Below are 23661 nucleotides of genomic sequence, written 5' to 3' on the forward strand. Positions count from 1 at the left end.
GGTCATGCGATTGATTAACGGAACTGTTTACAATGTACCTACATAAACTAAGGTTTTCTGCGGGCTAAATAGCAAAATGAGGACCATTGGTCCTCATTGCTTAACTAAGTAAGTGAGCGTATCACTTATTTGATTTCAACTTGCTCTTCACCAGCTTCCGCGTTTGCGATCTCACCGATAACCCAGGCGTTTTCGCCTTCAGTTTTCAGTAGTTCAACAGCAGCGTCTGCTTGCTCTTTAGGTAGGGCAACAACTAGGCCAACACCACAGTTGAAAGTGCGGTACATTTCGAATGTCTCCACATTACCTTTCTCTTGTAGCCAGTTGAAGATAGCAGGCCATTCCCAGCTCTTACCATCAATCACTGCTTTAGTACCTTCAGGAAGTACGCGTGGGATGTTCTCCCAGAAACCACCACCTGTGATGTGCGAGATAGCATGAATGTCATGCTCGGCAATCATCTTAAGCGCTGATTTGATGTAAATCTTAGTGGGTTCTAGTAGGTGTTCACCGATAGTGCGACCTTCTAGCTCTTCATTCTTATCAGCACCAGAAACTTCTAGAACTTTACGAATTAAAGAGTAGCCGTTTGAGTGTGGACCACTTGATCCAACAGCGATAAGTGCGTCGCCTGCTGCTACTTTAGTGCCATCAATGATGTCAGCTTTTTCTACAACACCAACACAAAAGCCCGCTACGTCGTAGTCGTCGCCCTCATACATGCCTGGCATTTCAGCCGTTTCACCACCGATTAGTGCACAACCAGCTTGAACACAGCCTTCAGCAATACCAGAAACAACGTCTGCTGCTGTATCTACATCTAGCTTACCTGTTGCGTAGTAGTCTAGGAAAAATAGCGGCTCACCACCTTGAACGATTAGATCGTTCACACACATTGCCACTAGGTCGATACCAATGGTGTCGTGTTTTTTCAGATCCAAAGCAAGGCGAAGTTTAGTACCAACACCATCAGTACCTGAAACAAGTACCGGCTCTTTGTATTTCGTTGGAAGTTCACATAGGGCGCCAAAGCCACCAATACCGCCCATTACTTCAGGGCGACGAGTGCGTTTAACTGCACCTTTAATACGGTCTACTAGTGCATTACCTGCGTCGATATCAACGCCTGCGTCTTTGTAGCTTAGAGAAGAAGTATTACCACTCACGGGATAGTCCTCGAACTTAAGTTGGATGTGAAAACGGCGTTATTCTAACAGGGCTTGTTTATGAAGAGCAAACGTTTGCGCGGTTTTTTTTATTAGAATAAAGATTCTGAAATAACCACAAAGTTCGTGTACAATCTACAGGTTTGTTTAAATATTGCCGGAGTTGGAAATGAAAGTTGTTGAAGTGAAACACCCGCTAGTAAAACATAAAATTGGCCTGATGCGTGAAGGTGAGATTAGCACTAAGCGTTTTCGTGAGCTAGCGACAGAAGTGGGTAGCCTTCTAACATACGAAGCGACATCAGACTTTGAGACTGAGCGTGTAACTATTAATGGTTGGAACGGTCCAGTTGAAGTTGACCAAGTTAAAGGTAAAAAAGTAACAGTAGTGCCAATCCTACGTGCTGGTCTAGGCATGATGGACGGCGTTCTAGAGCACATTCCAAGTGCTCGTATTAGCGTTGTTGGTGTTTACCGTGACGAAGAAACACTTGAACCAGTACCATACTTCAATAAGCTTGCATCTAATATCGAGGAGCGTATTGCTCTTGTGGTAGACCCAATGCTTGCGACAGGTGGTTCTATGATCGCAACGATTGACTTAATGAAAGAGAAAGGTTGTAAGCACTTTAAGATTCTTGTACTTGTAGCGGCTCCTGAAGGTATTGCAGCTCTAGAAAAAGCGCACCCAGACGTAGAGCTTTACACTGCTGCAATTGATGAGAAGCTAAACGACAAGGGCTACATCGTTCCAGGTCTTGGCGATGCTGGTGATAAGATCTTCGGTACTAAGTAATTCGGTTTCAGCTTAAGTTACTCTAAACCGTTTCTTAACTCGCTGAATTTAGCCGTATTAATAAGAAGGGAGAGCATTCGGTGCTCTCCCTTCTTGATCTTGTTGGCTTGTGATTCTTTTAAATCTAGCTTTACCAATTGCTTAATCGATTTGAGCTTTGTCTACTACTGTGTTGTCGCCTAGCTCTTCAGGAAGAACTAGGTTCAGTAGAATCGCCACGATACCACACAAGCTTACGCCTTGTAGGCTGAAGTCACCGATACCAAAGGCCATGCCGCCAATACCAAAGACTAAAGTAATACCCACAATCACAAGGTTACGTGATTTATGCAGGTCTACATTGTTCTTGATGAGAGTATTGAGCCCAACTGTTGCGATTGAACCAAACAGCAGAATCATGATGCCGCCCATCACTGGAACTGGAATCGTTTGAAGTAGTGCGCCTAGCTTACCAACCAAGGCTAAAACAATGGCCGTAACGGCTGCCCAAGTCATGATCACTGGGTTAAATGCTTTCGTTAGCATTACCGCACCAGTTACTTCACTGTACGTTGTATTTGGTGGCGCGCCCAGCATAGAAGCCGCAATCGTAGCGACACCGTCGCCAGTGATAGTGCGGTGTAAACCTGGTTTTTTAAGGTAGTCTTTGCCAGTTACGTTAGAGATGGCAAGCATGTCGCCAACGTGCTCAACGGCCGGTGCAATGGCGACAAATACCATAAAGAAGATAGCGTTGATGTTGAACTCAGGTGTTGTGAAGTTTGGTAGTGCCAACCAAGACGCTTGAGCCACGGGTGTGAAGTCTACTGCACCATATATCAGGCTGGTGATATAACCCGCAACAATACCGCCGAAGATAGGCAGCAGTTTAAGGAAGCCTTTTGAAAACACACTGATGATAATCGTCACTAACAGTGAAATCGAAGAGATCCACAGTGCAGCATCTGCATCGACAAGCTGAACCGCACCGTCGCCTGTTTTACCTAGCGCCATGTTTACTGCAACAGGCGCAAGGCCTAAACCGATAACCATGATGACAGGGCCAACAACGACGGGTGGAAGTAGTTTATGAATGAAGGCAACGCCTCGTACTTTTATCAAAGCTCCCATTAATACATACACAACTCCTGCCGCCATAAGGCCACCCATGGTTGCTCCTACACCCCAAGTCTGAATTCCGAACATGATAGGTGCGATGAAGGCGAAAGAAGACGCTAAGAAGATTGGCACTGAACGGCGTGTAATAAGTTGGAATATAAGGGTACCGATACCCGCGCCAAAAAGTGCAACGTTAGGATCAAGTCCTGTCAGTAGCGGCACTAATACAAGTGCACCAAAAGCTACAAACAGCATTTGCGCACCTTGCAAAGCATTTTTCATGTTAAATCCTTAAAAATGGTCGTTATATGAAAGTCGAAAAATAAAATTCGCAGGATTCTATCACTTGGCAAACGATTGCTACACTAGATAGATCAAATTTATTTACCTTAGTGATATTTACCTCGATCCAAATAAGGAAAATTCGCTTTACAAGTGAACGATTTATCATGGTTAGGTGATATTTTATAGTTATTAAACACAGTGGGGGTTATCGACCTTGCCCCTCAATCCATAGTTGCTTATCATCAAGGCACAAGATTTGAATATTAGGATCAGTATGCGCTACATAGCATTGTTGTTCATGGCATTATTAGCCTCTCCGAGCTATGCCTTAACTCAAGTAGATATCTTTAGTGTTGAGGTTGCGATTGACGCTAGAGGTAAACAGTCAGAGCAAGTGGCAAGAAATACTGGCATGGAGCAGGTATTGATACGTGCTACTGGCCAAACCGATGTCGCTTCGAATGATACTATTCAAAAGGCGATGCGTAAGAGTGCGCAGTATATGTCTCAAATGAGTTTTGGCGAAAGTAATGGTCAATCAACATTACGCATGCGTTTTAATGCTGCTCAAATCCGTTCATTACTAACTCAAGCGCAATTGCCGTATTGGCCTGATACTCGTTCAAACATCCTAGTTTGGTTGATAGAAGAAGATAACTACGACAAGAATATAGTATGGGAGCATACTAATTCACAGTTAGCTGCAGGCTTACAAGTAAACGCAAAAGAACGTGGATTACCCCTGACGCTACCTGTTGGCGATTTTGACGATATCACGGGCATTGAGATCTCTGATCTATGGGGAAATTTTGTTACGCCAATCAGTAAAGCGAGTCAACGTTACCCTGTTGATGCTGTGCTTGTTGTAAAGGCTCAACCTTCTGGATTACGTTGGACTTTGTATGATCAAAAGCCAAGCCAGTTGACGAGTGCGCCAGCTTCACCTGTGACAGGTTCGATATCGGGTAACAGTGCTACGGGTTCTAAGACGCTGGTTGATCAAATTAGTAACTACTACGTAGGTAAAAGTGCTGTTACCGTAGCAAGTGAATCTTCAGAGTCTATTCTCACGCAGTTTATTAGCCTGAATAACGCCCAGGATTTTTTCCATTTGGAGAATGCGCTTAAGCGTCTAAACTCAGTGGCAAGTCTAGATATCCTGAAAATTCAAAACAATGAAGTCACTTTCCAAATACACTTACTATCAACTCAACAAGAGTTTGAACAAGAAGTGGAAAGCATTCGCCAAGTCGCTAAGGTTGAAGAGTCTTATATTGAACCTGAAGTGAGCCCTGAATTTGAAACGCAAGACAACTCTATGTCTGTAGGTGATGATTCAGCAAGCGCTGTTGATACTGAAGGCGAGGGAAGTGAGATTGACTCAAGCGTTCAAGTGATTAAAGGCAGCGAGCTCTCTACGGATGCTGAGCTAACAAACACGACTGATGCGACGCTAGACGAATCTGGTGAAGAAGAACTCATCATCACGGCTCCAGTGCACGCTAAGCCAAGCTTGGTATACGAATGGACTCACTCGTAATCATCTACCGCATGACAGATTGAAGTGAAAACATGAAAAAAGCCCTGCGAGAGAAATCTCGCAGGGCTTTTTGTTTATTGGGTTATCAATTTTATAAAATCCAATCAATATTACTGCTCGAACTTAGCTTTTTCTTTCTTTTCTACTTCCGAAAGACGCTTAAGTTTGATGCCTAACTCTTTGGCACGAAAACGAGTAAATAAGATATTCCCCACGAAACCTAACGTCGTTAGCAGCAGTTCTACCGCGGCTAACAGGCGTTCACCACCATCTACATACAGTATGGTTAACGCATGTAGGAAATAGAGCATTAAGACAAAGTTAGCCCAAGCATGCGTATAAGGTTTGCCTGCTAAAATACCCGGTAAAGGTAATAAAAGCGGGATAGCCCAGGCAATAGCCAGTGTGATATTGCTTAGGTGAGGGTGAGGTGAAAGTGTCATCTGCCAAGCCACCACCCAAAGTAGAAGCAATAGGTTGCCTGATAAAGCGAGGTAACGACATAACTTTGTTTTGGGTGACATAGCTTTCTCTGACATATACATCATTGAGAGATTCCCTTTTGGTTTACAGCAATGCGAGCTAAGCGCTTGCCTAGGTTTTGAGCCAGTTCAATCTCTTCTTTGCTTAACGATGGCGCTTCTCCTGTACTGCTTGCACCGTAAGGTGTGCCACCGGTTCGAGTGTTATGCAGTGCAGGTTCAGAGTAGGGGATTCCCACCACCAGCATGCCATGGTGAAGCAGTGGCAACATCATACTTTGCTGTGTGGTTTCTTGACCGCCATGCAGTGACGAAGACGAAGTAAACACACAAGCAGCTTTATCGATAAGGTCACCATTGACCCATAATGATGTGGTGCTATCCCAAAAGTGCTTCATAGGCCCGGCCATATTACCAAACCAAACTGGACTACCTAGCGCTAAACCATTACAAGAACGGAGTTCTTGCAACGTTGCGATAGGATCGGTTGGTTGATAACGCGAATCAGCCTGCTCTTCTACCGTGTACACGTCGTTCACCGTTCTTAACATGGCTTCGCAGTTCGGGATAGATTCAACCCCTCGCGCAATCTGCCTGGCTAGAGCTTGTGTGTTGCCGTGGCGACTGTAGTAGAGAACAAGAATATTAATGCTCATATTGGATTACAGGATCTCTAGCACTTGCTCTGGTGGACGACCAATTTTTGCTTTGTTGTTCGCGACAACGACTGGGCGTTCAAATAGCTTTGGATTTGTCGCCATTGCTGAGAAAAGGTTTTCATCAGTAACCGATGCATCGCCAAGATTTGCTTCTTTGTAATCCGCTTCTTTGGTGCGCATCATCTCGCGAACACTGTCAAAACCAAGCTGAGTGAAAAGCACTTTTAGTTGCTCGACAGTTAAAGGTGTGTCTAGGTACTTGATAACCTCTGGTTGTACGCCTTTTGCTTCAAGCAGTTCGAGAGTTTGACGGCTCTTTGAGCAACGTGGATTATGATAAATCACGACAGACATGGTTCTTCCTCACTATTATTTTTGATTTAATTCGTCGATACAAGCCACTCGAGCGGCTTCATTGTATTTGTTGAGCTTTCTTTTTATTTCGGTAGCGAGTCTTTGCTAGCAAATCAAAATTTACTGCAGCGACAAGAAGCGTTCCCGCTGAATCATCAGTTGGTCAATTCGAGCATCGTAACGTGCTTGCTTTAAACTTCCGAGTTCTGCGATTTGGCTTGCTTGCGTATAATACTGAATCGCTTTGTTCCAGTTGGCTCGTAGTGCCAAAATCTCTGCACGAGCGGCGAGCTCTTCGTCGCTATTACCCAGGCTAGTACTTACTTTTGAAAGCAGATGCCAGCCATTGGCGTCGTTCGGGTTATCGTGTGTGTAACGCTGTAATACACGAACAGCTTCTTGTAGGTTTTCATTCTCGAGCAATGCATTGGCGTAGTTAATGGTTAGAACTGGGTTGTTTGGCTGACGAACCAGTGCAGATTTAAGTTCTTTAATCGCAGTCTCAGGTTGCTTCTGTTCAATATGCAGATCCGAGATCGCATCTAAATAAAATAGGTTAGTTGGATCGCTATTCATTAGCTTTGTCAGAATAGGCTCGGCTTTATCTAGCTTTTTCGAATCTAGGTAAACCAGTGCTTGGCCATACTCTAGTGACGGCACTATAGCTTTAGGTGCTTTTTTCAGTTGGCGCTCAAACCAATCTAGAGCCGCATCATTATTGATACCCGCATAACGCGCGACAATGCGAGATCTCGCTAGATGGTAATCTAATGATGGAGCCAGTTTTAGCGGTGGATAACTGCGAGCTCGGGCACGAGAATCTGTAATTCGGTTTTGAGGTAATGGGTGAGTCAGCAACATGGGTGGTGGTGTGCTGGCATAGCGGTATTCATCAGCCAAACGGCCAAAGAAACGTGGCATAGCATTCACATCGAAACCAGCTTTTGCTAGCGTGTTGATACCAAAGCGATCGGCTTCTTTTTCATTGCTACGGGTGTAGTTGATTTGGCTTTGCATGTTGCCCGCAGTCGTTGCGGTTAACGCAGCAATTCCTGCTTCGGGTGCTGCAATAGCCAGTAATACAGACGCGGCAAGTGCTGCGATGGTCGCTGGAGTACGACGAGCTTGGCCTTCCATGCTGCGTGCTAAGTGGCGCTGGGTAACGTGTGCGATCTCGTGCGCTAATACCGAAGCAAGTTCGCTTTCTGATTGTGCATGCAGGAATAACCCAGAGTGCAATGCAACGTAACCACCAAAGAATGCGAAGGCATTGATATTGCGATCACGGATCATAAAGAATTGAAAAGGTGTTTTTACATCATTAGCGTTCGCGACCAGGCGATGGCCCAGTGTATCAATGTATTGGTTTAGAACAGGGTCATTGATGATAGGCTGGCTGCTTCTGATGATGCGCATGTAGGCATCACCATAGATAAGTTCTTGATCGATAGTGAGTGTACCGCCAGCAGCAGTGCCGATATCCGGTAGCTCTAAACTATTGGTATTTGCCAACGTTGGGGTACCTAATGTTGCTGCGATGCATAAGCAAGCAATTGAGCGAGCGCGTTTAAACATATTAGTCAGTAATACTCCGTTTCTTCTGACAGTAAGACAAGTGCAATGCAAATTGGTTCTGTATCCGATTTAACCTTTACCAAGCGCGTGCGCTATCATGAAGGAAGATAAATCAATGATGGCACGTTTTTAAAAACAGATTACAATATGCCTCTTATAATAAGCATCGAGTCCAAGAATGACACCTAATATTCTAGATTTACGCCAAGAGCGCTGTCCAATGGCGTTATTATTAGCCAAGCGTCACAGTGTAAAGTTAGAAGTAGGACAATCATTGTCAATTTACGTCTCTGATAACAGCTCGATGAAAGATATTGTGAGGTTTTTATCTCAGCACACCTACGTTGTAATTACTGAGGCTTGCTCTAGCTACCATCACCTCCTCGTTACTAAAAAGGAATTGCAATCAAATGCTTGAAATGGTTAATCGTTGGTATAAACGACGTTTCTCTGATCCCCATGCCGTCAGTTTGGTTGCCATCATTCTATTCGGCTTTATTACGATCTACTTCTTTGGCCACTTAATCGCTCCGTTATTGGTCGCGATTGTGTTGGCTTACTTGTTAGAGTGGCCAGTAACTCAGCTTCAGAGACTAGGGGTTCCCCGAACACCTTCTGTGATGCTGGTGATCTTGATGTTCTTTAGTTTAATGTTGCTTGCGCTATTTGGCCTAGTGCCAACCATTTGGGGGCAAGTTGGTAACCTTATTAATGATATCCCAAGTATGTATGGCGGCTTACAAAAGTTCATCTCGACGATTCCTGAACGTTACCCTGAGTTAGCAAACTTGCAGATTGTTGAATCCGTCATGTCGAATGCGAAGAATAAAGCACTAGGCTTTGGGGAAAGCGTTGTTAAAGGTTCTGTTGCTTCTCTTGTTAGTTTAGCCACGCTTGCGGTTTACTTGATTCTTGTGCCTTTGCTTATCTTCTTCTTACTAAAAGATAAAGAAGAGATGGTTAGTATGGCGAGTGGTGTATTACCTAAAAACCGTCGTTTAGCGACTAAGGTTTGGGTAGAGATGAACCAACAGATCTCGAACTATATTCGTGGCAAGGTAGTTGAAATTTTAATCGTCGGCGGTGTCAGTTATGTCACCTTTGCAATCCTAGATTTACGTTATTCAACACTGTTGGCCGTGGCGGTTGGTTTATCAGTATTGATCCCGTATATCGGTGCGGCAGCGGTAACGGTGCCCGTAGCGATTGTTGGCCTGTTCCAGTGGGGGCTAGAACCTCAATTTTACTGGCTGTTACTTGCGTACGGTATTATTCAGGCACTAGATGGCAACGTGTTAGTACCCGTTCTGTTCTCTGAAGCGGTGAACCTACACCCTGTTGCGATTATTGTTGCTGTATTGGTGTTTGGTGGGCTGTGGGGGTTCTGGGGCGTGTTCTTTGCTATTCCTTTGGCCACGTTGGTGAAAGCGGTTTGGAATGCCTTACCGAGTCATGCGTTGGACGATGATCCTGAGCACTCGCACTAATTAAGTACTTAGTGTAAGCACTAACAAATACCCATTACAAAAAAGGCCAAATCTTAATGAGATTTGGCCTTTTTGATCTATTCTTTTGCTACGGTGCATTGGGTTAAGAAGCTCATTTTTACTTAGCGCTTTTAACCGAAACAGCCATTAAGCTTCTTGATTGAAGTAATCTAAAACCACTTCGTGGTGAGTCTTGGTTTTGAACTTGTTGAAGACATGTTCGATTTGACCTTCTTCATCAATTAGGAAGCTAATACGATGCAGACCATCGTAGATCTTACCCATGAATTTTTTCTCACCCCAAACGCCAAACTGTTCAGCAACGCTGTGGTCTTCGTCAGATAGCAGAGTGAAGTTTAGGGATTTCTTCTCAACGAAGTTTGGTAGGCGTTTGACTGGATCAACACTCACACCTAAAACAACCACATTCAGGTCATCAAGCTGTGCTTTGATATCACGCAGACCTTCAGCTTGTACGATACAACCTGGAGTCATTGCTTTTGGGTAAAAGTAGAAAAGTACTTTTTTACCTTTAAAGTCACCAAGAGATACGATATTGCCATCTTGATCTGGAAGAGAAAAAGCAGGTGCTGGAACACCAGCCGTTAGCGTATTCATGATATTTCCTTTTTAAAGACTGTTTTTGATAAAGTTGAGCGAGCCTTGTACAGATAGGCTCTGACACAGCGAATTGAATTCTTCTTGTAGCTGCATCAAATTACATTCTGACTGCACAGAAGCGGTAATTGAGATATGGAACTGGTCGCTATCGAACTGAACCTTGGATTTATTGATGGTTTGTGCGCTAAGCGAGTCGAGGCCGATGTTTCGGTCCGCGAAGAATTGAGTGAACTGCTCGGTAAGTCCAAGCTTGTCGTCTGACTCAACGAACACCTCTAGCGTGTATGAGTTCTCAATAATATCATGAGGGGAAGTGCGCTTCATAATCGTAATTAAGTCGTGTTCTTGGCCAAGCAAGGGCAGGGTCGTTTCAACGCGGGTAATGTTGTTTGCCTTTCCAGACAGTAGCATGATAAGCGTAAATTCTTCGCCAAACATAGCGATACGGCTATCAATAATGTTACAGCCTGATTGGGTGACTAAATGAACCACTTGGTTGCATACACCTGGGCGATCAGTGCCCACAGCTGTGATTACTAGATGTTGAGTCATAAAATCACGTCTCTAAATATTCCATTGATGTTTGCATGTTAGCACAGTTAGCCTGAGGAATAAGCGTATGGGCGGGGCTTTTTATGAGGCATCTTGCGTCTTACTGGCAACAAATGATTGGAATATCGAGAGCGTTAAAATTGAGATGGCAGAGTGAGACCACAGCTTACTTGCTACTGACATCCGGCGATAGGCTTTCCGCTAGATTGAGCGCAGGTTGCACAAATTTCAGGTATAACGCCGTTAGAAGTCGTTTTACCTCAAACATACGACAATATTTACTGCAGATGTTGCCGCTAAGCCACTTTAATGTCTTGTGTTTATTGATTGGCTTACAGTAACATGCAAAAAGAATAAATTAAGGGAGATAGACATGTTTTCAGGAAGTATCGTTGCGCTAGTTACGCCATTTAATACAGATGGTGAAGTGGATTTCGACAGCCTTAAAAAGTTAGTTGAGCACCATGTTGCTGCAGGTAGTGATGGTCTGGTTGCGGTTGGCACAACTGGTGAGTCTTCAACACTCACAATTGAAGAGCATGTCAAAGTCGTCAATAAGATCGTTGAATTTGCTGATGGTCGTATTCCTGTTATCGCTGGTACGGGTGCAAACGCAACTCACGAGTCAGTGCTATTCAGCCGTTTATTAAATGGTTCTGGCATTGCTGGTTGTTTGAGTGTGACGCCTTACTACAACAAACCGACTCAAGAAGGTTTGTACCAGCACTACAAAGCGATTGCTGAAGTGAGTGACGTTCCTCAGATTCTTTACAATGTACCGGGCCGAACTGCCGTTGACTTGTTACCAGAAACGGTTGCTCGCCTCGCTGAGATCGAAAACATCGTTGCACTTAAAGATGCGACGGGTGATCTCGATAGAATTGCAATTCACCGTGAACTTTGTGGCGAAGACTTTATCTTACTAAGTGGTGATGACTTAACAGGTTTAGAATTTGTGAAGCGTGGTGGCAACGGCGTGATCTCTGTAACCAACAATGTTGCAGCCGCTGATATGGCAACCATGTTCAAACTAGCGAAACAAGGTAAGTTTGAAGAAGCAGAAGCGATCAATGAACGTTTGATGCCTCTACATAAGAATTTGTTCGTTGAGTCTAACCCTATTCCCGTAAAATGGGCGGTTCATAAAATGGGTCTGATTGCTGAAGGTGGCTTACGTCTACCGCTGACTGAACTGTCAGAACCAGCTCAACCTGTTGTTGCTCAAGCAATGACTGAAGCGTGTATTTACTAAAACGTATGAAGTGATGCCGAAGCGAACCTTCGGCATTTAGGAGTATAAATGAAGTATTCTCACCAGCTAGTGATTGGGTCACTGGCTGTTTTTGTTCTTACAGCATGTTCTGGCAGTCCGACTCAACGTCGGCAGGCCAAAGATGATTTCGAATACTTAGAAACACCTGAGTTTTCACAATGGCAATTGCCAGAAGATGCTCAGCCTCAGTTCTATCCAAACTTTGACATTCCAAGCGGTGAATTTAGTGGTGGTACAGGTCGTGAAGTGGATATTCGTCCACCGCAACAAGTACTTGAGCTGATACCTGGTGCTCGTACTGAGCGTCAAAATGGTGAAGTAACACTATGGCTCCTTCGTACTGAAGAAGCAGACAGAGTGTGGCAAACGGCGGTAGACATGCTAGCTCAGCGTGGGATTGGCATTCGTGAACAGTCAGAGAATGATATTGAGACCGATTGGGTAACTTGGGTTTCTGAAGATGAAGAAGTAGAGATTGGCAGCCGTTACTCTATCTCTCGTTTCCAAGCAAACAACCGCCATGGCTTCAAGATTAACCTCATTGATTGGCGTGAAGGTACTGAAGAGAAGCCGGTAACAGCAACCAATAAAGAGCGCTATAACGCGTTCCTGACCAACTTGGTCATGGCTAGATACGATGAAAATCTTCGTGCAGAAGCAGCGCTGAAAGCGCAAGAGTTGGTGAAGCGTATTCCAATCTCAATGGGTGCTGACCGCAGTGGTTTCCCTGTGATCATTGCTCGTACACCATACAATGTATTGTGGCAGCGTTTGCCTAGCTTGTTACCTACGATGGGCTTTGAGCTTGAAGAGCGTAACCAATCTCAAGGTACGGTAAAGGCGAAGTACGCCGCGCCAGATGATGAATTCTGGGAAGAGATTGGCCTACAACCTATCGATTTAGCGCCAGGTACTTACACCTTCTTATTTGGTGATCTTGGTAACCGTACGTCGATCAACGTAACGGATACATCAGGTAAGCCAGTAGAAGAAGAGCTACTTAAATCAATGGTACCGGTACTAGCACACGTTGCTGACCAAACCAAAGATAACAATGAGACGAATGCAGAATGATTAGCTTTAGCTAATAAAAAAGAGGACACATTGTGTCCTCTTTTTTTATGTTCGTTTATAAGTCAGCGGCTTATTCTAAAATCAGGCAAAGCCACCCAAATCACAAAGCTATCGAAATTATCAAGCCATCAGAGCTACAAGGTTAACCGTCTTTGTTATCCGATGACTCTTCTTTTTGATCATTCTCTTGATTCTGTTTGTCTAAGTGATTGAGCTTATCTAAATCTCGCTCTGTTTTACCACGACCCGTCAAATCCATATTGGCGGTCTGTTTAAGAGCTGCGATGTTACCCACCACGACGCTAACCACGATGATGATGATAACCCAAGGGTTTGTAAGCCATTCCAACATAAGCGCTCCTAATGGCTGATGTTCGTTACGAAGCGTGCGTAGATCTCGTCTAGCTGCTCCATAATAATCCCATACCCTAATATTGGCTTAGATTGGAGTTGCTTGCCAAGTAAAGTGGGAGATAACTGTGATAAACACGACTCCGAAACCTCACGGTGGCTAATATGCCAAGGCTCTATCGCCACACCACCAAGGTCTTTACTGTAAGGAAAGAAGAACCCAAATTGCGCAGCATGAACAGATAACCATTGGTAAAACGCTTGCTGGTGGCCAGTAAGGTATTCCCATGGTTCTAATTGCAGCTGTATGTCTTCAGGTAAGTGGTTGCGAGCAAAGACATCGAAGTCACAACCCCAATGATGACGACTCGCACCGGGAAGTGCAGACCACCTCAGGATAGCCGATAGTTTTTGATGTTCAGTCAGTGTTGAAGCATCAAGAGGTTGGCTTTCTGAATCTAATATCGGAGCTTCGCCAGAAAACTTACGGTTCCAAATCAGAGATTGCCTTTCATAGTCGCGAAAGCCACTGGCAATCTCCATTTTAAAACCAGCGAGCTGAGCAGCTTCAATCAAATTGTTCAGATCATCCTTAACCTTACAGTGGACCAAGAAGGTCTTGGTGCCAATCAGGTTGGGTTCCAGATGAGAATCTGATTGTCCGGTAAGCTGCTCTGGTGTCATAACGTGCCTCTCAATAATTAGATGCTATGAATCGCTGATGAAAGACTATTTAGCGAACAGGTTCACTAATGTTCTTTCGTACATGTCGGTTAGTTTCTCTAAATCAGCCACTTTCACACATTCATTAACCTTGTGAATCGTTGCATTCACTGGCCCTAGCTCTACCACTTGTCCGCCCATGCGCGCAATAAAGCGACCATCAGACGTACCACCAGTCGTTAGAAGAGCTGGTTTCACATCATTGACGTGACCTACTGCATCGACAATAGCATCAAGCAGTGAACCTGCGTCTGTTAAGAACGGGTCGCCATTGAATGTCCACTTAAGGTCGTATTCGAAATCATACTTGTCGAGTGTTGTTGTGATTCGTTCAACGATGATGTCGTTGCTTAACTCGGTACTAAAACGCAGGTTAAACTGAACATTAAACTCACCAGGGATCACGTTTGACGCGCCAGTACCTGCACTTACATTTGGAATTTGGAAACTGGTTGGCGGGAAGTAATCGTTACCTTGGTCCCACTCAGTTGTTGCCAGCTCATTGATAGCAAGCAAAGAGCTGTGTACTGGGTTGTTTGCTAGGTGAGGGTAGGCAACATGCCCTTGTGTCCCTTTAATCGTTAGGTCGCCTGTAATAGAGCCACGGCGGCCGTTCTTCACAACATCACCCACATACTCTGTGCTCGATGGTTCACCCACAATACACATGTCGATGTTCTCACCACGCGCCATCAGCGCTTCAACAACTCGTACCGTACCGTTGATGAACGGACCTTCTTCATCTGAAGTGATCAGGAACCCGATTGAGCCTGTGTGATCTGGGTGCTTAGCTATGAATTGTTCTACGGCAACGATCATTGAAGCTAGAGAACCTTTCATGTCTGCTGCGCCACGGCCGTGAAGGAAACCGTCGACGATAGTCGGTTCGAATGGCTTAGTGCTCCACTGTTCAATTGGGCCAGCAGGAACCACATCAGTGTGGCCAGCAAAGGCAAACAGAGGCGCTTCGGTACCACGACGAGCCCAGAAGTTCGTCGTATCTTCAAATACCATCACTTCGATTTCAAAACCGAGCGCTTTTAAGCGTTCAATCATTAAGTCTTGGCAGCCTGCATCTTCAGGGGTTACCGATTGACGGCTAATGAGGTCTTTTGCCAGAGCCAAAGTTGGGCTATCTGTCATCCTTGAGTTCCTTGTTTAAATAAAACGTCTAGTCATTAATTTCAGGCGTTGAACAGGGGAAGTTCAACGCTTTGTTATCTGTTCTAATAATTGCTTATTACGCAAAAATAGCAGCGTATTGGTCAGCTTTGAAGCCAATATGAAGCTTGCCATCGACTTTTAAGATCGGGCGCTTAATCATTGCTGGTTGTTCAACAAGCAGAGTGACGGCTTTTTCTTCCGTTAATGTGTCTTTTTGCTCTTGAGAAAGTTGGCGATAAGTCGTACCACGTTTGTTTAGCACAAGCTCCCAACCAAGCTCTGAACAGAAGTTTGTTACTAACTCTTCGGTGATGCCTTGTTTGCGATAATCGTGAAATTCGAACTCGATACCTTCAGCTTCAAGCCATTTCTTTGCTTTTTTGATGGTGTCGCAATTTGGGATACCAAACATAGTGATAGTCATTATTCTTCCTTTGGGTGATTTTATTTCATTGTTATGAATTGAATCCTATCAGGAAGCGACAACTCAGACAAAATAGAGTGATGAATATTTCACAGAGTGAAAAAAAACGGTAAGAAAATGTCACTATTGGAGACTTATTGATCAGCCTCAACATGTTGTCAGCAAAAAAAGAAATAATTGAGTTGCACATATATAGGAGGTGTCAATGGAGTTGAGTCCTGTTTTTGCAAGGCGGCTATATTTAGCATTGTTAGTGGAAAGCCTTGATAGGCCAAATGTGCCTAAACTCATCGAAAAAACGGGGTGGCCTCGTCGTACGATTCAAGATGTACTCAAGGCGTTACCGGGGATCGGTATCGAACTTATGTTTGTTCAAGATGGGCGACGTCATAATGATGGCTATTACCAGTTATCCGACTGGGGACCATTTGATAGTCAGTGGGTTCTAGAGCGTAAAGGCGATATAGAAATAAGCCTTGGATTTAGTGCATAAGCCAGCGAAAGCTGGCTTTTTTATTGGGTGGAACGTCGAGGTAGGATGATACTTTGTTGGTTTACCTTAGCAACAACGATAGGCCTCATAAGCGGTCCGTATTTGTAGCTAGAAATATTGATAAATAATCGAACAGGTGTACCAGTAAGGCACGGTTATTCAACTTTAAATGGAACCCACTTGAGAGGTTATTACCTGTCTGTTCTGGTGTATCGCATGCGCGATAGGTGCAAGTCTTGGCGATTCGACGTGCAGAGAGCCGTGTATATGGTAGACACGACAAAGGTTTTGAATAGTTGAATATGCATTAGTTTTACAAATTATCTCGAACAAAGTGTAAGAAAAAGATGAATCCTATCTATTATATAACGAGCACTACATTTTTTTTACAAGGTAAATAAGAATGAAAATCGCCATCTTATCGAGAAATTCAAAATTATACTCAACCACTCGCTTAGTGGAGGCAGGGGTTGAACGAGGACATGAAGTTGATGTGATTGATACGCTGCATTGTTATATGGATATTACGAGTAGTCGACCTACGGTTCGTTATAAAGGCAATGAGCTCCCTCTTTACGACGCTGTGATACCACGTATTGGTTCCTCTATTACTTTTTACGGTACGGCAGTAGCGAGACAATTCGAAATGATGGGAACTTTTAACGTCAATGAGTCTGTAGCGATTAGCCGATCCCGAGATAAGCTACGTTCTTTGCAGCTTCTTTCTCGCAAAGGTATTGGTCTACCGAGAACAGGCTTCGCAAGTAAACCGGACAACATTAAAGATTTAATCAAGAATGTAGGGGGAGCTCCTCTCGTTATTAAGTTGTTAGAAGGTACGCAAGGTATTGGTGTGGTTTTGGCTGACACTTCGAAAGCTGCAGAGAGCATCATTGAAGCTTTCATGGGGCTTCAAGCGAACATATTGGTTCAAGAATACATAAAAGAATCAGGGGGAGCAGACATTCGTTGCCTTGTTATTGGAGGTCGAGTTGTTGCGGCTATGAAGCGACAAGCGGCAGATGGAGAGTTCCGTTCTAACTTACATCGTGGAGGTTCAGCTGAAATTATTCGTTTAACTAAAGAAGAAAGAGAAACCGCCGTAAGTGCTGCAAAAATCATGGGATTAAACTTCTGTGGGGTAGATTTACTTCGAGCCAACAGTGGGCCAATGGTGATGGAAGTGAACTCCTCCCCAGGCCTTGAAGGTATAGAGATGGCTACTAACTTAGATATTGCTGGTAAGGTTTATGATTTTATTGAAAAAAATGCAAAGTTACACGCAAATAAAACGCGCGGTAAGGGTTAACGACGATGTCAGCTTTGTGTATTGGCACTTACAGTGTACTGCCTGGTCAACGAATGAAAATAGCGCTTCCTGTAGCTAAGTTATATACAGATGGAGAGGTTTCTCTGCCTGTTTACATTATGAGAGCGAAGCTAGATGGGCCTACAATATTTATTAGTGCCGCGGTGCATGGCGATGAACTGAATGGTATCGAAATTGTTCACAGAATCATCAACATGAAACGTTTTAAAGTACTTCGCGGGTCAATTATCTTTGCTCCTATGGTAAACGTTCATGGCGTTATACATCAAAGTCGATATTTGCCAGACCGCCGAGACTTAAATCGCAGTTTTCCAGGGTCTCCTAAAGGCTCTCTGGCGGCAAGAGTCGCTAACATTTTTAGAACCGAAATTATCGAAAAGTGCCAGTACGGAATTGATTTGCATACGGGAGCGATTCATCGAACCAACTTGCCTCAAATTCGGGCTAATGTGGAGGATGAGACAACCGCAGAACTGGCCAAGGCTTTTGGCGCACCTTTGGTACTGCATTCGAAAGAGATTGATGGATCATTGCGTGATTGTGCAGCGAGCTCTAATACGAAAGTACTTGTGTACGAGGGAGGTGAGGCGCTGCGTTTTGATGAGGCATCCATTCGAATGGGCACGAGAGGAGTCATACGTGTCTTGCGTCATCTTAATATGATTAGTAAAGGCCGCCGCCCGAGACGTGATGCGCCTGAACCTGTGATCGCCCGAGGTAGTCAATGGGTGCGAGGAAGCGCCAGCGGTATTGTCAAACATAAGTATCACCTGGGGGATTATGTAAAGAAAGGTGATCAACTGGCCACCATTAGTAGTGCTTATGGAGAAGAGTTGGCTGTGATTATAGCACCTCGTACCGGTGTCATTATCGGGAAGCAAAACATTCCTTTGATTCAGGAGGGCGAAGCTATGTACCACATCGCTTATTTTGATGAAGATGAAGAAATGATAGCCCAGCAGATGGATAAGTTATCTGAGGATGTGGCCTCGAGAGAAATTAAAGATGACTTGTGATGGTGGTGACGACGATAAAAGTTAATGGCAGTTGGGTGTGTTCTGCGGTCCAAGTTTGTAGGGAGTTACTGATATGCACTTTGGCGGAGCCATAAATATAATACGCGAATCAAATAAGCGGGCATTACGAGAGCCAATGATAAATATAAAAATGAGAGTTATTTGGTCGACTTCCCAACTCTGATTAAACCAGAAGTTGTTTGAGGTCTTCATCGCTAGCTTCAAAACAATTAACGCCGAGAGGTTAACTGTATTGAAGTTTTTGGTGTGTTTACTTACTAACCAGTAGTAGGTCACAAGGTGGGTTTGCTAATAACACATCTACGGTACTTCCTGACCAGTAACGAGATAGAGCCGTCCGCTTGCAAGCTCCTAGCACTAGAACTGAAGCTCCCATTGATTTAACAATGTCTGGCAGACCTTCTTCTGGGTTCGCTTTTATTAATCGAAGTGGTAGGTGATTAAATTTGTTAGTCTCAAGAAAAACGGTCATCGATTGTTTTTGGTGTTTCAAAATGTCCTTAGAGTATCGATATAAGTATGGGGCAACGTACTGACAGTAAACGAGTGACATATTGGCTTTTAATCGTTTACTTAGCTCTAAGCTTCGAGCAATAATTTCCTTATCTATTTCTGCGTTTTTATCGCTACGGTGAAGCGGATCGATGGCGGAAGCCATTTTTAGTGGTTGTGGCCATTTTATATCTGTGAGTAATAATATATCGCGGCCTTGACGAGATAACTCCCTAAGCAGTTGGAGTGCAACAATTCCTTTAGAATAATCAATAAGAAAGAAACCAGTGTTATTCTGATGTTCTTTAGTCAATTCATGTTCCCAATTATTACCCGCTAGTAGGTTAAAGTTAACTTCTATCATAGGTAGTTCTAGTTCAGAGTGAATCTCTTCTATTGTTTCTAATATTGAACGACACCATTGCATGAAAAAGTCATTGTATCGGGCGCCGCTTTCTTTGGGTGTGATTAGGTATTCTAAGAAAGTGTGCTCTTCACTACGACGATAATCTTCTGCGTATATGTTTAAGGATTGAGTAGAGGCATGTGCAAAATGAATCGCCTTCAGCAAAACTCGTCTAGATGGTTTAGCGCAAACTTTAGTTAGTAGATTGGTTGAACCCATTTTCATTTCCATTTGAAATAAGGAGTTCCAATAACTCCATGTATATCATTGATTCAAGCTGTTAAATTGATTTAGTCAAGGTTTGGGTGCTTTCTTTTGGGCATCATAAAATCAAAGTATAACGATATGCAATTTTTTGCTTACTTACACAGATAGGCTGTGCCAAGCATAGTGACGGAAGTACTAAAGTGTTGGGGAAGGGTAAATATGACGGTGTCTGCGCCTAACTCAATAGCATTAGACTTTAGCTCATTCATTGCGCCTTGAATCAGAGTGTCATTTTGGAAGAATAGGTAGTTATACCAATGCCCTTCGCTGCCTGTGACTTCCCCTTTGTACTCGCATTGCTCGATATTAATCACACCGTGGTAATCCATTTGCACTTTGTCAGCGTCGCTATGAGGTAGTGATGTTGGTGTCGTGCAACCTAGCAATGCACCACTCATAGCTAAAGCGATTAATTCCTTTTTCATACGATTACCTTGTTATTTCATCAAATAAATCGCGAAGCCTATCCAGCTAGCGATCAGTAGTAGCCACGGTAATTTGTTGCCGAGATTTGATGTGGTTTCAACACTCGTGTCGACATTCTGTGCTTGATCTTGATTCGCCTGTTGAGTTTGCTTCTCTTTCTGGACACGCTTTTTTGCTTTGTCGGCTTGGCGACTGCGCTCTTTCTGCTGTTTCTTGTAAAGTGCGATGCCTTTCTCGATACCTTGAGCAATCAACTTGGTTTGTTCTTTGGTTTGAGCTGGCTTTTGAGTCGCTTTGGCTATCTTCATGGCCTCTTGTTGAGATTCAACAGACGGCGTATTAGTCTTCTTTTTCATACTGAGTTCGATAATTAAACGGATTGGCTACTAAGATAACGCAAAGCTAGTTAAGTATGAATGATTTGCGTTAAAGTGTTGGTTTGAAAATAAGTGAAAGTGAGATTTGTGCGGTACTCCATAGAACAATACGATAAGCACGGCTTTTTAAGAGCCCCAATCCTATTATGGTTAGGTTGGCTGTTTCTGGCGAAAGCTTTGGTCGTTTTCATCGTTGCCGGCGCAAGCCGAGAGTCGGGCACTGATATCCTCGAGATCATCTACCCAGATCACCAAATGTTTTATATTGGGATTGCTTTGAGTATTCCTAGCTTGTTACTAATGTGGTTATTTGGACTACGAACTCCTGATAGAAGGCGCCTCAACAAAGTTGTGTCGTGGGGGCGCTGGGTCACTATAATGGCCATCTTGGCACAAGGTTCCCACACGATTTATTTAATCTATTTGGACAACGGATGGTTTCGTTGGTCGAATGGTATCACGTTGTTGTTACTCTTGTGGTTAGCGCTTTATCTAACCAATAGTCATACTGCTAGAGATTGCTTTAAAGCGGTCGAGCACGAAGGCTGATTCTCATCAAAACATTTGTCCCGTTCACAATTATACTTAGAAGCTAAAAATGAAAGGATTAATCTATGCTTAACATCTCAAATGAGCAGTCTCAAATTCAAAGTGCTATTTTGCCAGAATCTGGGCCTTTCGCTCTTTACGTTCAATTAAAAGTGAATGCTAACGCTGCGAATGTATTAGCAGAAATTCAAAAGCTTCCAACTTTAATTGACGAGCTAAACCAAACTCAACCTGATGCAAACCTAACGGCGTCGGTTGCGTTCTCAAAAGCTTTTTGGGATAAGTTCGAGCAAGCTGCTCCCTCTGATCTAATTGATTTCCCTGAGCTTGGTGAAGGTGATGTTACCGCACCGAGCACACTGTCTGATGTTCTGATTCACTGTCATTCAAACCGACATGATCTGCACTTCTTTATCTTGCGTAAATTGCTATCTGAAGTAGCAGCTGATGTTGAAGTGGTTGATGAAACTTATGGTTACCGCTTCCTAGACTCTCGTGACATGACAGACTTTGTTGATGGCACTGAGAACCCGAAAGATGCACAACGTGCTGAAGTCGCGATTATTCCTGAGGGTGAATTTGCTGGTGGTAGTTATGTGATGGTGCAGCGTTTTGTACACAACCTGCCAGCTTGGAATAGATTGAATGTATCGGCACAAGAGAAAGTGATTGGTCGTACTAAGCCAGACTCGATAGAGCTGGATGATGTTCCAGCTGCATCTCACGTTGGTCGTGTGGATATCAAAGAAGAAGGCAAAGGCCTTAAAATTGTTCGTCATAGCCTGCCTTACGGCACAGCAACGGGCGACCACGGTTTACTGTTTATTGCTTACTGTAATATCCGTCATAATTTTGATGCTATGTTGGAGAGCATGTACGGTGCGACAGATGGTAAAACAGACCAACTACTTCGCTTTACTAAAGCAGTGACAGGCGCTTACTATTTCGCACCTTCAACTGAGATGTTGAGTGCATTAACGATTAAGTAAATCGCCTCATCTGCAGTAAAGAAAGGGAGCCTCAGGGCTCCTTTTTTATTAAAGCTTTATATGAACTGGTCGATATAATACCAATCGTAGTAAATAACTGGTCATCCTAGCTTGTTAAAAACCTCGATAACTTCGTTAGAATTTTTGATTGTAGAATAACTACTTATCAGAAAATTATGCCTTGTTCTCAAGCTTTTTTCCTGCGCTATTCCTGAACACTTACTTACTGTGATTGGTATAAAAGCAATCGTGAGTTTTATTCATCTTTTTGTAAGCGAAGGTCTATGGCTATAACTGTTAATACAAATGTCTCAGCGCTGGTGGCTCAGAGAAACCTCTCTAATGCTAATAGCATGCTGAACCAATCTTTGGAGCGCTTAGCTTCAGGGAGCCGTATTAATAGTGCAAAAGACGATGCGGCAGGCTTACAGATCTCAAATCGATTAGAAGCACAGATGAGTGGTATTGATGTTGCCGTCAGAAACGCTAACGACGGTATCTCCATTATGCAGACCGCAGAAGGCGCTATGAATGAAACCACCAATATCATGCAACGCATGCGTGACTTGTCTCTACAAGCGAGCAATGGTTCAAATAGTCAGTCCGAAAGAACGGCTATCCAAGAAGAAATTACTGCCTTAAACGATGAGCTGAATCGTATCGCAGAGACCACTTCATTTGGTGGCAAAAAACTCCTTAACGGTAGCTTTGGTAGCACGTCATTTCAAATTGGTGGCAGTTCTGGTGAAGCGGTGCAGATAGGTTTGAAAAGCATGCGCACTGATGGTATCAACATGGGTGGTTTTAGTTATGTCGCCAATGGCATGGCCAATGACTCTTGGGAAGTGAAATCCAATCAGAATGATATGACGATGTCGTTTAACGATCGTTTTGGTCAGCCTCAGGAGATCACCATTAACGCGAAAACGGGCGATGATATCGAGGAGTTGGCGACCTATATCAATGGTCAAACGGATCTGGTCTCGGCTTCCGTCAATGATGAAGGGCAGCTTCAGATCTATATGTCTGGTGAAGATACCGCAGGCACGATTTCTTTTTCCGGTTCGCTCGCAAGTGAGCTTTCGATGTCGGCGGGTTATTATGAATCAGTCGATGACATCAATGTAACAGATGTGGGTGGTGCTCAACGCGCTGTTTCTATCTTAGATACAGCAATGAAGTATGTCGACAGTCATCGCTCCGAACTCGGCGCAATGCAAAACCGCTTTGATCATGCCATTAATAACCTTGAAAATGTCCATGAGAATTTGGCGACATCAAACAGTCGAATTAAAGATACCGACTACGCTAAAGAAACCACTCAAATGCTTAAACAACAAATACTGCAGCAAGTCAGTACCACTATTTTGGCACAAGCAAAGCAGGCGCCGAACCTTGCTTTAACGTTATTGGGTTAATAAATTCGTTCTAATCTTATAAAGAGATTTCGGATGAACACCAGTCATTTTAGCTAGTAGCAGCTCAACTTTTTACTCGTCCAACTTTTCCGTAACTTTAGCGTTTTCCTTCTCTTTTTTTGATAATTTTACTACCAGTCACGCTTTCTTCTCTTTTAATGCTATTTCTTTAATTTTATTGTTTTTTTTCTAAAGGTTTCACCATTCGAGCCGTTATTAAAAGTAACTTTGAGAGAACTACTTGGTTTTCCGA

Annotated in this window: 27 protein-coding genes; 12 read left to right on the plus strand and 15 right to left on the minus strand. The window is 43.7% G+C overall.

Annotated elements, in window-relative coordinates; all coding sequences use genetic code 11:
* Positions 1-125 precede the first annotated feature (125 nt).
* Entirely contained in the window at positions 126-1166 is a 1041-nt protein-coding gene (gene purM / locus WR49_RS08650) for a phosphoribosylformylglycinamidine cyclo-ligase (protein WP_017056334.1), read from the minus strand.
* Positions 1167-1335: 169 nt separating this feature from the next.
* On the opposite strand from purM, the gene upp reads away from it, so the two are divergent.
* Positions 1336-1962: a uracil phosphoribosyltransferase gene (gene upp / locus WR49_RS08655; protein ID WP_017056335.1), complete on the plus strand. Its 627-nt coding sequence runs from the start codon at positions 1336-1338 to the stop codon at positions 1960-1962.
* Between the two features lie 141 nt (positions 1963-2103).
* On the opposite strand, the gene WR49_RS08660 is transcribed toward upp, so the two are convergent.
* A complete protein-coding gene (locus WR49_RS08660) occupies positions 2104-3342 on the minus strand; it encodes a uracil-xanthine permease family protein (protein ID WP_017056336.1) in 1239 nt (412 codons plus the stop codon).
* 277 nt (positions 3343-3619) lie between these two features.
* Between WR49_RS08660 and WR49_RS08665 the strand changes: the two genes are divergently transcribed.
* Positions 3620-4885 (plus strand): DUF2066 domain-containing protein, encoded by a 1266-nt coding sequence (locus tag WR49_RS08665; protein WP_046223725.1) that lies wholly within the window; start codon positions 3620-3622, stop codon positions 4883-4885.
* A gap of 110 nt (positions 4886-4995) precedes the next feature.
* On the opposite strand, the gene WR49_RS08670 is transcribed toward WR49_RS08665, so the two are convergent.
* The 4 genes from WR49_RS08670 to WR49_RS08685 form a co-directional block, all read right to left on the minus strand.
* Entirely contained in the window at positions 4996-5433 is a 438-nt protein-coding gene (locus WR49_RS08670) for a DUF2069 domain-containing protein (protein ID WP_046223726.1), read from the minus strand.
* A complete protein-coding gene (gene wrbA / locus WR49_RS08675; RefSeq protein WP_046223727.1) occupies positions 5430-6023 on the minus strand; it encodes an NAD(P)H:quinone oxidoreductase in 594 nt (197 codons plus the stop codon). Before wrbA ends, WR49_RS08670 begins: the two co-directional genes overlap by 4 nt.
* A gap of 6 nt (positions 6024-6029) precedes the next feature.
* Positions 6030-6380 (minus strand): arsenate reductase (glutaredoxin), encoded by a 351-nt coding sequence (gene arsC, locus WR49_RS08680; protein ID WP_046223728.1) that lies wholly within the window; start codon positions 6378-6380, stop codon positions 6030-6032.
* A 120-nt stretch (positions 6381-6500) separates the two neighbouring features.
* On the minus strand, positions 6501-7955 hold the full coding sequence (locus tag WR49_RS08685) for a beta-barrel assembly-enhancing protease (protein ID WP_046223729.1): 1455 nt from the start codon (positions 7953-7955) through the stop codon (positions 6501-6503).
* A gap of 178 nt (positions 7956-8133) precedes the next feature.
* Here WR49_RS08685 and WR49_RS08690 point away from each other — a divergent pair, with 178 nt between their 5' ends.
* Both WR49_RS08690 and WR49_RS08695 read left to right on the plus strand, forming a co-directional pair.
* The gene (locus tag WR49_RS08690) at positions 8134-8373 is read left to right on the plus strand and encodes a sulfurtransferase TusA family protein (protein ID WP_017056342.1); all 240 of its coding nucleotides are present in this window, start codon (positions 8134-8136) and stop codon (positions 8371-8373) included.
* Complete coding sequence (locus tag WR49_RS08695; protein ID WP_017056343.1) at positions 8366-9442, plus strand: AI-2E family transporter; 1077 nt, start codon at positions 8366-8368, stop codon at positions 9440-9442. The genes WR49_RS08690 and WR49_RS08695 overlap by 8 nt, the downstream gene beginning before the upstream one ends.
* Before the next feature lie 147 nt (positions 9443-9589).
* On the opposite strand, the gene bcp is transcribed toward WR49_RS08695, so the two are convergent.
* Positions 9590-10060: a thioredoxin-dependent thiol peroxidase gene (bcp, locus tag WR49_RS08700; protein ID WP_046223730.1), complete on the minus strand. Its 471-nt coding sequence runs from the start codon at positions 10058-10060 to the stop codon at positions 9590-9592.
* Between the two features lie 12 nt (positions 10061-10072).
* The gene (locus WR49_RS08705) at positions 10073-10615 is read right to left on the minus strand and encodes a glycine cleavage system protein R (protein ID WP_017056344.1); all 543 of its coding nucleotides are present in this window, start codon (positions 10613-10615) and stop codon (positions 10073-10075) included.
* Between the two features lie 373 nt (positions 10616-10988).
* On the opposite strand from WR49_RS08705, the gene dapA reads away from it, so the two are divergent.
* Positions 10989-11867: a 4-hydroxy-tetrahydrodipicolinate synthase gene (gene dapA / locus WR49_RS08710; protein ID WP_046223731.1), complete on the plus strand. Its 879-nt coding sequence runs from the start codon at positions 10989-10991 to the stop codon at positions 11865-11867.
* Between the two features lie 48 nt (positions 11868-11915).
* A complete protein-coding gene (bamC, locus tag WR49_RS08715) occupies positions 11916-12962 on the plus strand; it encodes an outer membrane protein assembly factor BamC (protein ID WP_046223732.1) in 1047 nt (348 codons plus the stop codon).
* Positions 12963-13104: 142 nt separating this feature from the next.
* Here bamC and WR49_RS08720 read toward each other — a convergent pair whose 3' ends face one another.
* The 4 genes from WR49_RS08720 to WR49_RS08735 all read right to left on the minus strand — a co-directional run bounded on the left by WR49_RS08720 (position 13105) and on the right by WR49_RS08735 (position 15624).
* On the minus strand, positions 13105-13314 hold the full coding sequence (locus WR49_RS08720) for a DUF2897 family protein (protein ID WP_046223733.1): 210 nt from the start codon (positions 13312-13314) through the stop codon (positions 13105-13107).
* Positions 13315-13322: 8 nt separating this feature from the next.
* Complete coding sequence (locus WR49_RS08725) at positions 13323-13997, minus strand: M15 family metallopeptidase (RefSeq protein ID WP_046223734.1); 675 nt, start codon at positions 13995-13997, stop codon at positions 13323-13325.
* Positions 13998-14042: 45 nt separating this feature from the next.
* On the minus strand, positions 14043-15179 hold the full coding sequence (dapE, locus tag WR49_RS08730; protein WP_046223735.1) for a succinyl-diaminopimelate desuccinylase: 1137 nt from the start codon (positions 15177-15179) through the stop codon (positions 14043-14045).
* Positions 15180-15276: 97 nt separating this feature from the next.
* Positions 15277-15624, minus strand: a complete 348-nt coding sequence (locus tag WR49_RS08735) for an ArsC family reductase (RefSeq protein ID WP_046223736.1) — start codon at positions 15622-15624, stop codon at positions 15277-15279.
* Between the two features lie 205 nt (positions 15625-15829).
* On the opposite strand from WR49_RS08735, the gene WR49_RS08740 reads away from it, so the two are divergent.
* From WR49_RS08740 to WR49_RS08750, 3 genes are all read left to right on the plus strand, one after another.
* Complete coding sequence (locus WR49_RS08740) at positions 15830-16117, plus strand: winged helix-turn-helix domain-containing protein (protein WP_017056352.1); 288 nt, start codon at positions 15830-15832, stop codon at positions 16115-16117.
* 403 nt (positions 16118-16520) lie between these two features.
* Positions 16521-17426: a 30S ribosomal protein S6--L-glutamate ligase gene (rimK, locus tag WR49_RS08745; RefSeq protein ID WP_017056353.1), complete on the plus strand. Its 906-nt coding sequence runs from the start codon at positions 16521-16523 to the stop codon at positions 17424-17426.
* A 53-nt stretch (positions 17427-17479) separates the two neighbouring features.
* Positions 17480-18463 carry a succinylglutamate desuccinylase/aspartoacylase family protein gene (locus WR49_RS08750; RefSeq protein WP_231574692.1) on the plus strand — a complete coding sequence of 328 codons (984 nt, stop codon included), beginning with the start codon at positions 17480-17482 and terminating at the stop codon, positions 18461-18463.
* Between the two features lie 271 nt (positions 18464-18734).
* Here WR49_RS08750 and WR49_RS08755 read toward each other — a convergent pair whose 3' ends face one another.
* The 3 genes from WR49_RS08755 to WR49_RS08765 all read right to left on the minus strand — a co-directional run bounded on the left by WR49_RS08755 (position 18735) and on the right by WR49_RS08765 (position 20431).
* Positions 18735-19601, minus strand: a complete 867-nt coding sequence (locus tag WR49_RS08755; protein WP_046223738.1) for a universal stress protein — start codon at positions 19599-19601, stop codon at positions 18735-18737.
* 140 nt (positions 19602-19741) lie between these two features.
* Positions 19742-20074: a DUF4156 domain-containing protein gene (locus tag WR49_RS08760; protein WP_046223739.1), complete on the minus strand. Its 333-nt coding sequence runs from the start codon at positions 20072-20074 to the stop codon at positions 19742-19744.
* 12 nt (positions 20075-20086) lie between these two features.
* Positions 20087-20431: a DUF2956 domain-containing protein gene (locus WR49_RS08765; RefSeq protein WP_046223740.1), complete on the minus strand. Its 345-nt coding sequence runs from the start codon at positions 20429-20431 to the stop codon at positions 20087-20089.
* 108 nt (positions 20432-20539) lie between these two features.
* Between WR49_RS08765 and WR49_RS08770 the strand changes: the two genes are divergently transcribed.
* The 3 genes from WR49_RS08770 (at position 20540) to WR49_RS08780 (ending at position 23408) form a co-directional block, all read left to right on the plus strand.
* The gene (locus WR49_RS08770) at positions 20540-21001 is read left to right on the plus strand and encodes a DUF2919 domain-containing protein (RefSeq protein WP_046223741.1); all 462 of its coding nucleotides are present in this window, start codon (positions 20540-20542) and stop codon (positions 20999-21001) included.
* A 65-nt stretch (positions 21002-21066) separates the two neighbouring features.
* Complete coding sequence (locus WR49_RS08775) at positions 21067-21990, plus strand: Dyp-type peroxidase (RefSeq protein ID WP_046223742.1); 924 nt, start codon at positions 21067-21069, stop codon at positions 21988-21990.
* Positions 21991-22274: 284 nt separating this feature from the next.
* A complete protein-coding gene (locus WR49_RS08780; protein WP_046223743.1) occupies positions 22275-23408 on the plus strand; it encodes a flagellin in 1134 nt (377 codons plus the stop codon).
* Positions 23409-23661 lie beyond the last annotated feature (253 nt).

Source organism: Vibrio sp. ECSMB14106 (assembly GCF_000972265.1).
Lineage (GTDB): Bacteria > Pseudomonadota > Gammaproteobacteria > Enterobacterales > Vibrionaceae > Vibrio > Vibrio kanaloae.